Source organism: Nitrobacter sp. NHB1 (assembly GCF_036964665.1).
GTDB lineage: Bacteria > Pseudomonadota > Alphaproteobacteria > Rhizobiales > Xanthobacteraceae > Nitrobacter.
Window position 1 is genome coordinate 943,352 of sequence record NZ_JBAMDA010000001.1, and the last position, 15,238, is coordinate 958,589.

Annotated in this window: 10 protein-coding genes and 1 tRNA gene; 6 read left to right on the forward strand and 5 right to left on the reverse strand. The window is 62.3% G+C overall.

Going from position 1 to position 15,238, the window contains the following annotated elements; all coding sequences use genetic code 11:
• Positions 1–27: 27 nt before the first annotated feature.
• Positions 28–762 carry a tRNA-uridine aminocarboxypropyltransferase gene (locus V4R08_RS04445; RefSeq protein ID WP_335578228.1) on the forward strand — a complete coding sequence of 245 codons (735 nt, stop codon included), beginning with the start codon at positions 28–30 and terminating at the stop codon, positions 760–762.
• 109 nt (positions 763–871) lie between these two features.
• A tRNA-Cys gene (locus V4R08_RS04450) sits at positions 872–945 on the forward strand.
• 81 nt (positions 946–1,026) lie between these two features.
• Here the strand turns inward: V4R08_RS04450 and V4R08_RS04455 are convergent.
• On the reverse strand, positions 1,027–1,221 hold the full coding sequence (locus V4R08_RS04455) for a hypothetical protein (protein WP_335578229.1): 195 nt from the start codon (positions 1,219–1,221) through the stop codon (positions 1,027–1,029).
• A 349-nt stretch (positions 1,222–1,570) separates the two neighbouring features.
• On the opposite strand from V4R08_RS04455, the gene glmS reads away from it, so the two are divergent.
• On the forward strand, positions 1,571–3,397 hold the full coding sequence (gene glmS / locus V4R08_RS04460; protein ID WP_335578230.1) for a glutamine--fructose-6-phosphate transaminase (isomerizing): 1,827 nt from the start codon (positions 1,571–1,573) through the stop codon (positions 3,395–3,397).
• A gap of 157 nt (positions 3,398–3,554) precedes the next feature.
• Entirely contained in the window at positions 3,555–4,274 is a 720-nt protein-coding gene (locus V4R08_RS04465; protein WP_442935678.1) for a DUF502 domain-containing protein, read from the forward strand.
• Between the two features lie 3 nt (positions 4,275–4,277).
• Here the strand turns inward: V4R08_RS04465 and recG are convergent, their stop codons facing one another.
• Entirely contained in the window at positions 4,278–6,377 is a 2,100-nt protein-coding gene (recG, locus tag V4R08_RS04470) for an ATP-dependent DNA helicase RecG (RefSeq protein WP_335578232.1), read from the reverse strand.
• 158 nt (positions 6,378–6,535) lie between these two features.
• On the opposite strand from recG, the gene V4R08_RS04475 reads away from it, so the two are divergent.
• Positions 6,536–6,826, forward strand: a complete 291-nt coding sequence (locus V4R08_RS04475) for an FAD assembly factor SdhE (protein WP_335578233.1) — start codon at positions 6,536–6,538, stop codon at positions 6,824–6,826.
• Positions 6,826–10,347 carry a transcription-repair coupling factor gene (mfd, locus tag V4R08_RS04480; RefSeq protein ID WP_442935627.1) on the forward strand — a complete coding sequence of 1,174 codons (3,522 nt, stop codon included), beginning with the start codon at positions 6,826–6,828 and terminating at the stop codon, positions 10,345–10,347. The genes V4R08_RS04475 and mfd overlap by 1 nt, the downstream gene beginning before the upstream one ends.
• Positions 10,348–10,352: 5 nt before the next feature.
• On the opposite strand, the gene V4R08_RS04485 is transcribed toward mfd, so the two are convergent.
• From V4R08_RS04485 to V4R08_RS04495, 3 genes are all read right to left on the reverse strand, one after another.
• Positions 10,353–11,588, reverse strand: a complete 1,236-nt coding sequence (locus V4R08_RS04485; RefSeq protein ID WP_335578235.1) for a GGDEF domain-containing protein — start codon at positions 11,586–11,588, stop codon at positions 10,353–10,355.
• 81 nt (positions 11,589–11,669) lie between these two features.
• Positions 11,670–13,175, reverse strand: coding sequence for an AMP-binding protein (locus V4R08_RS04490; RefSeq protein ID WP_335578236.1), 1,506 nt, complete (start codon positions 13,173–13,175; stop codon positions 11,670–11,672).
• A 4-nt stretch (positions 13,176–13,179) separates the two neighbouring features.
• Entirely contained in the window at positions 13,180–14,895 is a 1,716-nt protein-coding gene (locus V4R08_RS04495) for an extracellular solute-binding protein (protein WP_335580180.1), read from the reverse strand.
• Positions 14,896–15,238: the final 343 nt, after the last annotated feature.

Genomic DNA, 15,238 nt, shown 5'->3' on the forward strand with positions numbered 1-15,238 from the left:
ACAGATCGGCGCGGCGTATAGCGGGCAATGCCAAGGAATTCCGAGATAGTCGCTGCTGACACAGGGCCGGACCCGATTCCGGATTGCCAACGATGCCACAAGCCGTTGGCGCTCTGCATTTGCGACAGCGTCGAGCCGATCAGGAACAGGACATCGCTCTTGATCCTGCAGCATCCGCAAGAGCAGGACAGGGCTCTCGGGACCGCCCGCCTGACGGCGTTACATTTCCAGGACGCCGTGCTGAAGATCGGGCTGTCTTGGCCGAGCCTATCCCGGGCGCTGGGCCGACCGGAGCATGATCCGTCGCGCTGGGCGGTGCTTTATCTCGGATCGGCCAGGGTCGACGATCTCAACACCGACCGCGCGATCGTGGCGATCGACCGCAAGGGTGAGATGGAGGACAATCAACGCGCCATCCTCGCGGATATCGAGGGTCTGGTGCTGCTGGACGGCACCTGGAGCCAGGCCAAGGCGCTGTGGTGGCGCAACGCGTGGATGCTCAAATGCCAGCGCATCATTCTGGGACCGCGCCAACCCTCACGTTATGGCAAGCTTCGCAAGGAGCCTCGTCGGGACGGACTCGCCACGATCGAAGCCGCGGCGATGATGCTTGCCGGTCTCGAAAATCGTCCGGACATCGAGACGACCTTGCTCGCGAGTTTTGAGCGGATGTTGGCGAAATATCGTGAGGTCCAGACGACGATGCCCGAACTTGCGCCCCGACCCAAACCGCGCAGGGATTATCGCCGCCGCCGTGACTGACCGACCATTTCGGCAGGTCGTCGAAGGGTATCGAATTGCAGAACCTCGCCGCGGCCTGCACGAGCAGGTTGCCTAAGCGGCGGATGCTCTATATTGATCCGATTCAAGGGGCCACGTGGCGGAGTGGTTACGCAACGGTCTGCAAAACCGTGTACTCCGGTTCAATTCCGGACGTGGCCTCCATCAATATAATCAATACCTTACGATGATTATTTGATGAATTTCTTAATCTTACCGATGCGCCGATCGGGCTCGCCGTATCATTCAGCAAGCGCCGTTCCATCCATCGGGAAAAGGAAAAAACGGCCATGCGATCTGGTTGTCGTTTGCAGCCTGCGGCGGCTTGTCGAAATGCAACTCGTCGAAATCCGACAGGCCGTTCAGCACGGCTTCTTCAATGCGCGGAGCGATCGCGGCGTTCACTGCGCTAAGCAACCGTTCAAACTCGACTTCACTCATGTGCGCCTCATTTTTTCTTTGCGCACATCGTGACAAAAAGGGTTTGGGCTCCCGTTGCAGGAATCGCTAAAATTGTTGCGATCGCACGTTAAAATTCAAAGCGGCTTTGAGTACCGAACATTGGTGACTTGCGAGGCCATCCTCGATGCTACGGATTGTCGGTCCACGGACATCGAGGTTACCGAGCGGTTAATCGGGGGCGGTTACGTTATGACGCCGCCAGCCATCGCGGTGATTTAACCCTGTCGCAATCGGCAATAATTATTGTTTCCTTGCGCTCCAGGCTTTTCGTTAAGAGGGCACGAGCTTTTTCTGCAATTTTTCTGCGATCTTGGAGATATTGATCCGCATGTGCGGCATTGTCGGAATTTTGGGACGCGGTCCCGTTGCGGATCAATTGGTTGATTCGCTCAAGCGCCTCGAATACCGCGGCTACGATTCCGCCGGCATCGCGACACTGGAGGGAACGCATCTGGCGCGTCGTCGCGCCGAGGGCAAGCTGAAGAATCTGGCGGCGCGCCTGCGGGCCGAACCGCTGGGCGGGCGCGTCGGGATCGGACACACGCGCTGGGCAACGCACGGCAAGCCGACCGAGAACAACGCGCACCCGCACGCCACCGAGCGCGTGGCCGTCGTTCACAATGGAATCATCGAAAATTTCCGCGAACTGCGCGAAGAGCTTCAAGAAAAAGGAGCGGTCTTCGAGACTGAAACCGATACCGAGACGGTCCTGCATCTCGTCGACGGCTATCTTGCCGCCGGCCTCGATCCGGTTGAAGCGGTCAGAGCCACGTTGTCGCGGCTTCGCGGCGCCTTCGCCCTCGGTTTTATCTTCGCAGCCGACGACAACATTCTGATCGGTGCGCGCAACGGACCTCCGCTGGCCATCGGATATGGCGACGGCGAAATGTATCTGGGATCGGACGCGATCGCGCTCGGCCCGTTTACCGATACGATCAGTTATCTTGAGGACGGCGACTGGGCGGTTTTGACCCGCGAGGGCGCGACCGTCTACGACCACCGGAATGCCATCGTTCAGCGCGACATCGTCAAGCACAGCGCCTCGATTTCTCTGGTGGACAAAGCCAACTTTCGTCACTTCATGGCCAAGGAAATCCACGAACAGCCGGAAGTGGTCGGGCATACGCTCGCCCGCTATGTCGACATGGCAACGGAGCGTGTGTTGCTTCCGGTGGACCTCCCGTTCGATTTTCGCGATATCAGACGGGTCTCGATCATCGCGTGCGGGACCGCGAATTACGCCGGTTACATCGGCAAATACTGGCTGGAGCGTCTGGCCCGGTTGGCCGTCGAGATCGATATCGCATCGGAATTTCGCTATCGTGAAGCGCCGCTCAGCAAAGGCGACCTCGCCATTTTCATTTCGCAATCGGGGGAAACCGCTGACACGCTCGCGGCACTTCGTTATGCGAAGGAGCAGGGACTGCATACGCTGTCGGTTGTCAACGTCGTGACATCGACGATCGCACGGGAAAGCGAGACGATGCTGCAAACTCTGGCGGGCCCTGAGATCGGCGTCGCTTCGACCAAGGCCTTCACCTGCCAGTTGATGGTGCTTGCGGCGCTCGCGATCGCCGCCGGCAAGGCGCGCGGCGAATTATCCGAAGAGGACGAATCCAGGCTTGTGCACGGCCTTATCGAAATTCCGCGGCTGATGTCGGAAGCGCTGAACACCGAACCGCAGATCGACAGGCTCGCGCGCGACATCGCCAAATCAAGGGACGTCCTGTATCTCGGGCGAGGCACCAGCTATCCGCTTGCGCTGGAGGGGGCGCTCAAACTCAAGGAAATCTCCTACATCCACGCGGAAGGCTACGCCGCAGGCGAACTCAAACATGGACCGATCGCATTGATCGACGAGAACATACCGGTGGTAGTAATCGCCCCCTATGATCGCGTTTTCGAGAAGACCGTGTCCAACATGCAAGAGGTGGCGGCGCGGGGCGGCAACATCATTCTCATGACCGACGCAAAGGGGGCAGCGGAGGCGACGATAAAGTCGCTGGTGACGATTATCCTGCCCGATATGGCGGCCACCTTTGCCGCGCTGGTCTATGCGGTTCCGGTGCAGTTGCTGGCCTACCATACCGCGGTCGTCATGGGCACGGACGTCGACCAACCGCGTAATCTGGCAAAATCCGTCACTGTCGAATAAGACGGGGGGTCGCAGGGCGGTCCATCGCGCCGCGTGCAAAGTCGGCTAGAATGCCTATATGAGCAGATATCAGCCATTTTTTACACATCTTTGATCTGGAACCACGATGACCCGTGACAATCCTTCGAGCGGCGCGCCAGGCGACCATCACCCGGATATGCCCCGCGGCGTCATCGCGCGATTCCGGAACTATTTTCTGACCGGCCTGATCGTAGCCGGCCCGGTTGCTATAACACTTTACCTGACCTGGTGGTTCGTGAACTGGGTCGACAGCCTGGTACGGCCGTTCGTTCCGATCGCGTATCGGCCGGAAACGTATCTGCCTTTCGGAGTGCCGGGATCAGGCTTGATCGTTGCGGTGTTCGCGCTGACGATGCTGGGCTTCCTGACGGCCAACCTGATCGGCCGGACGCTGGTCGATCTTGGCGAAAGGCTGCTGGGCCGGATGCCGGTGGTGCGGGCGATCTACCGCGGACTCAAGCAGGTCTTCGAAACGCTTTTTTCCGGGTCCGGATCGAGCCTCCGCAGGGTTGGTCTCGTTGAATTCCCGTCGCCCGGCATGTGGTCGATCGTCCTCATTTCGCAAGTGCCGAGCGAGAATGTTGCCGCCCGGCTGCCAGGTCAGGAAGAGCATATTTCGGTGTTTCTGCCGTGCGCGCCCAACCCGACCACGGGCTTCTTCTTCTACGTACCCAAGAGCAGGGTCGTCGATATCGACATGAGCACGGAGGAAGCGGCAACCCTGATCATGTCCGCGGGCGTCGTTCAGCCAAATTCCGACCCGCAGAAGAAGCTCGCAGCTCTAGCAGAGATGGCCCAAGCGTCGCGCGCGGCGAATGACTCTGCCCTTGAGCCCCAGACTGCAAAGGTCGACTGACCTTCAGCCCGCACCGATCAGAGGCAGGGCCTCGTCGCGCTCAAACAGATGCAGCAGGCGTCGCAGGGCTTCGCCGTGTGCGCCCGTGAGCTTCGGGTTCTGCTTCATGATACGCAAGGCTTCGTCGCGGGCTTGCGTGATGAGTTGAGCGTGAACATCTGAGCGAGCAATGCGATAGCCGGGCAGGCCGCTTTGACGGGTCCCGAGCACGTCGCCTTCGCCGCGCAGTTTCAGATCTTCTTCGGCGATACGGAAGCCATCCGTGGTCTCCCGGATCACCCGCAGCCGGGCGGCGGACATCTCGCCCAGCGGCTCGCGGTATAGCAGCAGGCAGGTCGAGGGCTCCGAGCCGCGGCCGATCCGACCCCGCAATTGATGCAGTTGCGCGAGGCCAAAGCGTTCCGCGTTCTCGATGACCATGACGGTCGCCGCCGGCACGTCAACGCCGACCTCGACAACGGTGGTCGCCACCAGCAGATTGATGTCGGCCGCAGCGAATTGCGCCATCACGCGATCTTTCTCGGAGCCTCGCATCTTGCCGTGAACAAGGCCGACCTTGTCGCCGAAGCGCGCCTTGAGGCTGTCGAAGCGCTGCTCCGCATCGGTCAGGTCGACGGTGTCGGATTCCTCGACCAGCGGACAGATCCAGTAAACCAGCTTGCCGGCCTTCACGGCGCGGCCGACCGCGTCGATCACCTCGTTCAAGCGGCTAGCGGTGACGGCGCGGGTATCGATCGGCTGCCGGCCGGCGGGCTTTTCGCGCAACTCGGATACGTCCATGTCGCCGAAATAGGTGAGAACCAGCGTGCGCGGGATCGGTGTTGCGCTCAGCACCAGCACATCCACGGCCTCTCCCTTGGCCGTCAATGCGAGACGCTCGCGCACGCCGAAACGGTGCTGTTCGTCCACCACCGCAAGCGCCAGCGCCTTGAACGCCACATCGTCCTGGATCAATGCGTGGGTGCCGACGAGCAGGTCGATGTCGCCATCGGCGAGGCGCGCCGTGATCTCGCGCCGTTCCTTGCCTTTCTCGCGGCCGGTCAGGATCGCAACGCGCAGGCCGGCCTGTTCGGCCAGCGGCGCGATGGTCTTGATATGCTGGCGGGCAAGGATTTCGGTCGGCGCCATCAAAGCGGTCTGCTTGCCGGCCTCAGTCACGGCGGCGGCGGCGAGCAGCGCGACGACCGTCTTGCCCGAGCCGACATCGCCCTGAAGCAGCCGCAACATCCGCACCGGCTGCCGCAAGTCGTCGCTGATCGCGGCGGCCGCTTGCTGTTGCGATGCGGTCAGGGCGTAGGGAAGCGCGTCGATGATCTTGTTGCGCAGGTGCCCATCGCCGGCGTGTCGGCTTCCGGCCGGCCGGCGAAGCTGCGCGCGCACCAGTGCCAGCGCGAGTTGTCCGGCAAGCAACTCATCGAAGGCAAGGCGCGACCAGAACCGACCTTCCGGTAGAATATCGGTCAATTCCAGCGGGACGTGAACGCGACGGAGTGCTTCCTCCAGCGACGGGAAGCTGCACCGGCGCAAAATGTCCGGACCGATCCATTCGGGCAATACGGGGAGCTTTTGCAAGGCGCCCGCGATCGCGCGCCGCAAGGAGCCCAGCGCCAGGCCCTCGGTGAGGGGATAGACGGGATCGATGCCTGAGAGCTTCGCCAGCCCGGCCTCATCGACCACCCGGTCGGGGTGCACGATCTGCAAGGTGCCGTCGAACATCTGCGCGGTGCCGGACACATAGCGCCTGGCTCCGACGGGAAGCAGCTTTTCGACGTAGCCCGGCTGGGCGCGAAAGTAGGTCAGCACGACGTCCCCGGTCTCGTCGCTGGCATAGACCAGATGCGGCGCGCGCGAGCGTCCGGTCGGCGCAGGGCGATGCCGGTCGATGGTCACCTCAAGCGTCACGACGGTGCCGGGAATGGCGTCGCGGATTTTCGGCCGCGCCCTGCGATCGATGACGCTTGCAGGCAGGTGAAACAGCAGATCGATCAGCCGTGGGGTTTCATCGCGCCCGAGCAGATACCGGAACAGCCTGTCCTGCTTCGGGCCGACGCCGGACAGGCTGGTCACCGATGCAAAGAGAGGATTGAGCAGTGCAGGGCGCATCAAGCGTTTCAACGAAAGTGAGATGGACCGGTTGCAAGCCTTGAATGCAATTTCCGGATTATGCAATGCGCGAACAGGTGCTGACATCCCCGATTGCGAAGGCTATATGGTGCCGGCCCGGCTCGTCCGGGCTTTTGGCGTTCGGATGGGATTGACGGATGACGGGATCGACACGATCGAGCGACGGCCTGGATGACCGCCGCAAACGGCTGCTGTTTCGCTGCTGGCATCGCGGGATGCGCGAGGTGGACCTGATCCTCGGCCGGTTCGCCGACGCCGAAATCGGTTCGCTGACCGATGCGGAATTGATCGATCTCGAAAGTCTGATCGAGGTTCCGGACCCGGACCTTTATGCCGCGCTGAGCGGCGGCGCTCCGCTTGTCCCCGAATACAGGACGGCGCTGTTCGATCGTATCAAGTCGTTCCGGCCGTCAGGGCAGGGCGCGTGATGGCGACAGTACGATCACCGGCGGAATCGCTGTCGCCCGGCCGTCCGCTGACGCTCGCGAACGTCGCGGAAGGCGCCGAAGGGCTCGTCGTCTCGGACCTCGCGCGGGCCATCAAGGCCAAAGCGGGGCGGCAGGCTTCGGCCGTCAGCCTCGCTGTGGTCTGTCGGGATGGTCCACGGATGCAGCAACTGGCGCGCGCGCTTGAGTTCTTCGCGCCTGATATTTCGGTGATGCAGCTTCCGGCGTGGGACTGTCAGCCCTATGACCGGGTCTCGCCGCACGGCGGCATCCTGGCCCAGCGGCTCACGACGCTGGCGCGATTGTCTCGTCTGACCGGCAGCGAGGCGCCTTTGATCGTACTCACGACGGTCAACGCCATGCTGCAACGGGTGCCCGCGCGCGCGATCGTCGCGTCTCAAGCCCTGTCGGTCGCGCCCGGCCACGTGGTGCCGATGGACTCGATCGTCGCATGGCTCGAGCATAACGGCTACAATCGCTCCTCGACGGTCCGCGAACCCGGCGAATACGCCGTGCGCGGCGGCATCATCGATCTGTTTCCGTCCAGTCTCGACCAGCCTGTGCGGTTCGATTTCTTCGGCGACTCGCTGGAGTCGATCCGGTCGTTTGACGCCGAAACCCAGCGCACGCTGTTCGACGTGCGTTCGCTCGATCTGGTCCCGATCTCCGAATTCCAGTTCGTCACCGAAACCATCCGGCGTTTCCGGATGGGATATGTCGCCGCTTTTGGTGCGCCCGGACGCGATGACCTGTTGTACGAGGCCGTCAGCGAAGGGCGGCGGCATCCGGGCATGGAGCACTGGCTACCGTTGTTTCACGAGCGCATGGATACGCTGTTCGATTATCTCGACGGCGCGCCCATCGCCATCGAACCGCAGGGGGAAGACGCAGCGAACGAGCGTTTCAAGCAGATCGTCGATTACTACGAAGCGCGGCGCGAGGCCCTTGAGCACCCCGGCGGCGGCGCTGTCTACAAGCCGCTTCCGACCGACCGGCTTTATCTGACGCCGGATGAATGGACGAAGCGCATTAATGAAGCAGCATTGGTTCGACTGACGCCTTTCGCGGTGCCTGACGAGGCCGTCAATGTCGTCGATGCCGGCGCGCGGCAGGGGCGGAATTTCGCACCCGAACGGGCAGATGCCGCCGTCAACGTTTTCGCGTCCGTCGTGTCCCATGTGCAGGCCTTGCAGGCCGCGCGGAAGAAAGTCGCCGTCGCGTTGTGGAGCGAGGGCTCGCGCGACCGCATGGCGAGTATGCTCAGGGATCACAAGCTGCTCAATCTGACCAGCGTCAACACTTGGCGCACGGTGCAGGCCACCCCGCGCAATGAAGTGATGCTGGCGGTCGTCGGCATGGAATCGGGTTTCGAGACCGAGACTGTCGCGATCATCAGCGAACAGGACATTCTCGGTGACCGTCTGGTGCGGCCACGCAAGGCCAGCCGTAAGCTTGAAAACTTCATCTCGGAAGCGACCAGCCTCGCGGCTGGCGATCTCGTCGTGCACGTCGAGCACGGCATAGGGCGTTTCACCGGTTTGCAGACGCTCGAGGTAGGCGGTGCGCCGCACGATTGTCTGGAGCTGCGCTATGCGAACGAAACAAAACTGTTCCTGCCCGTTGAAAATATTGAACTGCTGTCGCGCTACGGCTCCGATCACGCCAACGTCGAGCTCGATCGCCTCGGCGGCAGTGGGTGGCAGGCCCGCAAGGCCAAACTGAAGAACCGCATTCGCGAGATCGCGGGCGAACTGATCAAGATTGCCGCGGCGCGGCATTTGCACGAAGCGCCGAAGATGCCGATACAGTCCGGCCTCTACGACGAATTTTGCGCGCGCTTCCCCTATGAGGAAACTGAAGATCAGCTCGGCGCGATCCATGCGTCGCTGAAGGATCTTGAGAGCGGGCGGCCGATGGATCGGCTGATCTGCGGCGATGTCGGTTTCGGCAAGACCGAGGTGGCGTTGCGGGCGGCCTTTGCCGTCGCACTGGACGGGAAACAGGTCGCGGTCGTGGTGCCGACGACATTGCTGGCGCGCCAACATGCCAAGACATTCACCGAGCGGTTCCGCGGTTTTCCGGTCAACGTCGCGCAGGCGTCGCGGCTGGTGTCGCCGAAGGAGCTGGCTCAGGTCAAGAAGGGGATTTCCGACGGCTCCGTCGATATCGTCGTGGGAACCCATGCGCTGCTTGGCAAATCCATCAAGTTCAGAGACCTCGGGCTTCTCGTGGTTGACGAAGAGCAGCACTTCGGCGTCAGCCACAAGGAGCGGCTGAAGCAGTTGCGGGCGCAGGTGCACGTTCTGACGCTGAGCGCGACTCCGATCCCGCGCACGCTGCAACTGGCGCTAACCGGTGTGCGCGATCTTTCGATCATTGCCTCGCCGCCAGTCGATCGACTCGCCGTCCGTACCTTTGTGGCACCGCACGACCCCTTGATGATCCGCGAGGCGTTGCTGCGCGAACGCTATCGCGGCGGCCAGGCGTTCTATGTGGTGCCGCGCATCGATGATCTCGCCGAGGTCAAGGATTTCCTCGACAAGCATGTGCCGGAGATGAAGGTCGCCGTCGCCCACGGGCAGATGGCGCCGACGGTGATCGAGGACATCATGTCGGCCTTCTACGACGGCAAGTACGATGTCCTGCTCTCGACCACCATCGTGGAGTCGGGTCTCGACATCCCGTCCGCCAATACCCTGATCGTGCACCGCGCGGACATGTTCGGTCTGGCGCAGCTTTATCAGTTGCGCGGCCGGGTCGGCCGGTCGAAGCTGCGCGCCTACGCGCTGTTCACGCTGCCGTCGACCCACAAGATCACGGCGCAGGCCGAGCGCCGGCTGAAGGTGTTGCAATCGCTGGAAACGCTGGGCGCCGGCTTCCAGCTTGCGTCGCACGATCTCGACATTCGCGGCGCCGGCAATCTGCTCGGCGAGGAGCAGTCGGGCCACATCAAGGAAGTCGGCTTCGAACTTTATCAGTCGATGCTGGAGGAGGCGATCCTGAATCTGAAGGCCGGTGTTGCGGAGCCGGCCGCTGATCAGTGGTCGCCGCAGATCACCGTTGGAATGCCAGTTTTGATTCCGGACGATTTCGTCGCGGATCTCGCGGTGCGGCTGTCGCTGTATCGCCGGCTTGCCGACCTCGACACCGATGACGAAATCGAAAATTTCGGCGCGGAGTTGCGCGACCGCTTCGGTCCGCTGCCGGATGAAGTCCGTTACCTTTTCAAGGTCGCCGCCATCAAGGCCTATTGCCGCCGCGCCAATGTCGAGAAGGTAGATGCTGGGCCGAAGGGCGCGGTGATTTCCTTCCGCGATAATAAGTTCGCGCAACCTGATCGGTTGGTCTATTTCATTCGCCAGCATGGACAGGCGGCAAAGGTCCGTCCAGACATGAAGGTCGTGTTCTTCCAGAACTGGGAAACGCCGGAGGAACGCCTGACGGGAACCACCGAAGTCATGCGCCAGCTCGCCAATCTCGCGGAAGATCGCAAGGCGGCGTGACGCGGTTACGATGCCGCGCGGCACGCCTCGTCATTCAATCGGGCGAGAAGCGATTTTGCGGAATCGTCGGGCCGGGACACCGTCAAGGCGACATGGGGATCGACCCGCAGTGCTCGTTTGTTGCTGTGCGCCGTATGCTTCATCACGCTCGCAAGTCGCCGCGCGATCATGTGGGCATTGCGCAGATCGGCGTCGGCGAAAACCACAATGATCGACCCGTCGTTTTCGAGCGCGCCGAAATCCATTCGCCGCATCAGCCGACTGAGAATGCGCGCCGCATCGAATAGCGGACGCTCCTGCTTCTGGCTGAGCGAAAACCGCGCAACGGAGAGCCTTCCGCCATGGGATTGGGTCTGATCGATTGCCGTGGCGAGTTCGCGGTGGAAGGCATCTGTAGTCAGAAGGCCGGTTCGCGGATCCAGCAACCCGCCCGCATCGAGGGATTTCAGCGTACGATCGAGACGCGCCTCGAATGCGTGTTGCCGGACCAGGGGCAGGAATGTGCTTGCGATATGGGCGGGCTCGCCCGACATCACTTCGAGATTGGGAAGATCATAGGTCGCCACCAGACTGCCGGTCGTGACGGCGATCGGCAGATTACGAAAGCGCGTGTCTTCCGCCAGCACGGTCAGAAGCGCGTCAACCACACGCGGGGTGAACCCTTCGCTTATAACGATGCCGTCCAGGTCGCGCGCGTTGAGGTGCTTCGCCGCCGCCTCGATGCTGAGCGCGCCGACGACACCGAGCCGTTCGCCAAAAGCAACCGATAGCGTCGGATAGGCGGCGCCGCGCCCGATCAGGAGAACGGCCGCGTCATGGATCGGATCGTTGTCCGGTTCGCGTATCGGCGCGGCTGGATTGCTCGCAAGCCGCCGAAGCACGGTCGTGTGCAGCGCCCGTACGCGCAACGCCGCCTTGAGACGCGCGCCGAGTCGATCGAAACTGCCGTTCGAGGATGAATACGGAAGTGCGTTGCCCGGGCATGGCATAATGGGATCGGCGACGATCAGCGGAACGTAGGGCTGCATTGCAGCGACCTGGCTCGCAAGCCTATCGAATGCTGCGCCCGCTCCTTCTGTCGTGGCGACAAACACGGCGGCGGGATGAAGCCGCTCGACCGCCTTCGGTGCCTCCGACCAATCGATATCGACGACGGGAAATATGTTCAGGCGGGATAGGAACGTGACCGACCGTTGGCGCTCTCGGGCTGCGACAACGACGATCGGGCCTTGCTGGGACATTTCGAGGAACTCGGATACGCAAAACGCCCGATCCTAATTTACCGCCCTTAATGCGGCGTCAATGAATGACGCCAGATTCGATCAGCCAGTTGCCGACCGATCACGAAAAGCTTCCACCATCAATGGGTTAAGTCCAAGTTCCGTAAGTGCTTCGCGAGCGCGCGCATTGTCGCTGGCTCGCCCGGCGAGGCGATGGCCGCTGAGGCGGTTGGGAAGCGCCGTCAGCATCGCGTTCTGCCCGAGCCGCCGTGCCCATTCCTGAAGATCCTGCGCAAGAAACCGGTAGCCGCCGACGGCCATGACGCCGGCCGGCGGAGCCGTGATGGCGATGGCACCCGTGGCGCGATCGATCCGCGCAGCATACCCGGTATCGACATAATCCGGCTGGGAAAGCATGGCGAAGGCATCGGAAGGCTGCTCCGATGTGGCGTAAGCCGCGACCGGAACCATCGGCCCCCGCAGCCCAAGCGTTCCCTTGGGAGTCAAAACGATCTCGCCCGCCGTCGATAATGCGGGAACCTCGGGCGGCGCCCGATAAGGACCGGGCATCACCGGAGCAGGCGACCCGTCGTCCGCGCGCCGGGCACCGAAAAGACCGGCTTCGCCGAACAGGTAGACATCCGTCATCCGGATCCCGTTTTCAGGCCAGAGCGCACTCGACGTAACCTGCTCCGGGGCCCGCCAGAGACCGACGACGTGATGAAGGCTCGGCACGGATGACAGAAGGTCGGCTTCGGCCATCCGCAAGGCCAATTGGGCCGGCGCGACCAGCGTATCGCAATGTTCGGCCTCGATCTGCCGCATCATGATGGTCTCGTCGAAGGGATGATGCATCGCCAGCGTGCCGCCGCTGAGCAGCCACATCACGAACGACGAAGTCAGTCCGGCGAACGACGACGGCGCGAGGGCAGAGAGAATCGTTCCTCCCTGGGGCAGTCCGCTCTCGAGGAAGATGGCAAGCCCGGCGGCGATCAGGTTGACATGAGTTCGCGGCACGGCGCGGAAACCCGAGCCCGACGCCTCGAACGTCACCAGCGCGGGGCGGCGCGAATCCTGGACCGCGAGCCGCGAGCCGGCGGCCATCAAGTCGCTCGTGGCAATATCCAGCGGAACCATGCCTTCCGGCAAGTCGCTGCCGAAGCCGCAGACATGGCGGATGGAGAAGGCTTCGGCGGCCGCGTTCATCGCGAGATCGGCATGATCGACGCCGTCGATGCGGCCCATGGCGACGATCGCGCGCGCGCCGGTACGGTTGATCGCGACGGTCAATTCGGCCTGCCGCCAAAGCTGAGGCAACAACGCGACGATCAGGCCGGCGCGATAGGCGGCAAGCACTGTCAGCACCAGCTCGACGGTATTGGGCAGTTGAACCGCGATCACCGAATTGGCCGGCAAGCCGGCTTCGATAAAATGGGTCGCCAAAGCTGAAACGGACCGGTCGGCCTGCGCAAAGGTCAGGCGCCGCGGCGGCTGTCCGGTCACCCGCAATTTGTCGGGCGGATCGATCAGCGCCAGTTGATCCGGCTGCCGGGCGAGGATGCGGCCGAATAGTTCATCCAGCGTGGGCGATGTGTTGTTCTGGAGCACGGCGTCACTGGCTCGGCTTCGGCGGCCTTTGCCACCATGTTTCGGGGAGGTATCCGGTCAACGCGGTCGCTGCCGGTCGTTCTATCCGATTCCAGCGCGCAATCCATTGCTCTCGAACGTTGTAGACCGGAATTGCGTAGAAGCCGGACATCAGGACCCGGTCGAGCGCGCGTACCGCATCCACGAAAACCGGACGCTCCCGGGCCTCGAGCATGGCCGCGATCATGGCATCGATCGCCGGGTTCTTCGCGCCCATGTAATTTCGAGTTCCGGGGGTGTCGGCTGCCTCGCTGCCCCAGTAGAACGACTGCTCATTGCCCGGCGACAGCGATTGATCCCAGCGGTTCTGGATCATGTCGAAATCGAAGCTCAGCCGCCGCTGGTCGAACTGCACGGCATCGACCGAACGCACCGACACCTCGATGCCGGCCCGTTTGAGATCGCGCGCATAGGTAAGCGCGATTCGTTCCTGATCGCGCGTCGTCACCAGAATTTCGAAGGCGAGGGGCGCCCTCGTCGAACGGTGACGCAAGACCGTCCCGTCAAGCTCGTAACCGGCTTGCGACAAAAGTGCGAGGGCGGCGCGCAAGGCCTTGCGGTCGCGGCCTGAACCGTCTGTCATCGGCAGACGGTAGCTGCCATCGAGAATGTCGTGCCGCACGGCCGACGCAAACGGCTTCAGCAACGACCGTTCCCGTTCGTCGGCGGGACGTGCGTAAGCGGACAACTCCGATCCCGCGAAGAAGCCGCCGGCGCGGCTGTAGAGCCCGAAAAAATAATTCCGGTTGATCCACTCGAAGTCGAACAGCAGCGTCAGTGCTTCCCGGACACGGACATCGGAAAAGATCGGGCGTCGCGTATTGAACACCAGGAATTCCGATGGCGCCGGCGTGCCGATCTTGATGGCTTCGCGAACGAGTTGACCGTTGCGGGCGGCCGGAAAATTGTACCCGTCGTGCCAGCGCAGCGGTTCTGTCTCGACGCGAAAATCGTACAGTCCGCGCTTGAAGGCTTCGAACTGACTGTTGGCTTCGCGATAGAAGTCGAACCTGATCTCGTCGAAATTCCACAGGCCACGATTGACCGGCAGGTCACGCCCCCAATAATCCGGATTGCGCGTCAGCGTGACGCTGGCTCCAGGCTTTACCGCGGTGACGCGATACGGCCCGGAACCCAACGGCGCGGTCATCGAGGTCTGCTCGAAAGTCGCGACGTCGATCGCGTGTTTCGGCAAAATCGGCATCAGGCCGAGAATCAGCGGCAGTTCGCGATCTCTGGCTCCGCCGAAATCGAAACGCACCGTACGTTCATCGAGCGCCTCGGCCTTTGCGACCTTCGAATAATACTGGCGATGATTGGGGCGGCCTTTGTCCCGCAGGAGCTGCCAGGAGAACAGCACGTCTTCGGCACGGACGGGTTGCCCGTCGGAAAAACGCGCCAGCGAGTTGAGGTGGAAGGTGGCATGGGTTCGGGCATCGTCGGTCTCAATGCTGTCCGCCAGGAGGCCGTAGAGCGTGAAGGGTTCATCGTTGCCTCGGGCCATCAGGCTCTCGACCACGAACCCCCGTATTTGCTGGAGGGCAACGCCTTTAACGATGAAGGGATTGAGGCTGTCGAAGCTGCCCGGAACGCTTTGAACCAGCCGGCCACCCTTGGGCGCGTCCGGATTGGCATAGGGCATCTGGCTGAAATCGGCCGGCAAGGCCGGTTTGCCGTGCATTGCGATAGCATAGCTCGGACTCGCCAAAGTCCCTTCGGATCCCGCAGCGAGCAGCCCGACCACGAGGCCCAGACACGCTCCTATCCGGATACGGTAGCGCGGCATCGATCGCAAACTCGGGGTCCGTTTTGATTCGGCCTTGCGCACGTTGGAATTTTATCACAACCGTCGCGGCACGGTCCTGAATGGGCATCAAAAACATCTGTTGCCATTGATCTTTTTACCCGCCGCTGTATTGAAAGCGGGCAATTGACCATGATAGTGCGGACCGTCACGTAACCGCCCCATTTCACTAAGAGACAGCCGCCAAATGGTGTGGTGCCGGTGCCTGCGTCACGGGGTT

What these genes read in the sequence shown, in the direction of transcription:
- V4R08_RS04445 (WP_335578228.1), top strand. Translation starts at nt 28, where the DNA reads ATGCCAAGGAATTCCGAGATAGTCGCTGCTGACACAGGGCCGGACCCG.
- V4R08_RS04455 (WP_335578229.1), bottom strand. Translation starts at nt 1,221, where the DNA reads ATGAGTGAAGTCGAGTTTGAACGGTTGCTTAGCGCAGTGAACGCCGCG.
- glmS (WP_335578230.1), top strand. Translation starts at nt 1,571, where the DNA reads ATGTGCGGCATTGTCGGAATTTTGGGACGCGGTCCCGTTGCGGATCAA.
- V4R08_RS04465 (WP_442935678.1), top strand. Translation starts at nt 3,555, where the DNA reads ATGCCCCGCGGCGTCATCGCGCGATTCCGGAACTATTTTCTGACCGGC.
- recG (WP_335578232.1), bottom strand. Translation starts at nt 6,377, where the DNA reads ATGCGCCCTGCACTGCTCAATCCTCTCTTTGCATCGGTGACCAGCCTG.
- V4R08_RS04475 (WP_335578233.1), top strand. Translation starts at nt 6,536, where the DNA reads ATGACGGGATCGACACGATCGAGCGACGGCCTGGATGACCGCCGCAAA.
- mfd (WP_442935627.1), top strand. Translation starts at nt 6,826, where the DNA reads ATGGCGACAGTACGATCACCGGCGGAATCGCTGTCGCCCGGCCGTCCG.
- V4R08_RS04485 (WP_335578235.1), bottom strand. Translation starts at nt 11,588, where the DNA reads ATGTCCCAGCAAGGCCCGATCGTCGTTGTCGCAGCCCGAGAGCGCCAA.
- V4R08_RS04495 (WP_335580180.1), bottom strand. Translation starts at nt 14,895, where the DNA reads ATGCACGGCAAACCGGCCTTGCCGGCCGATTTCAGCCAGATGCCCTAT.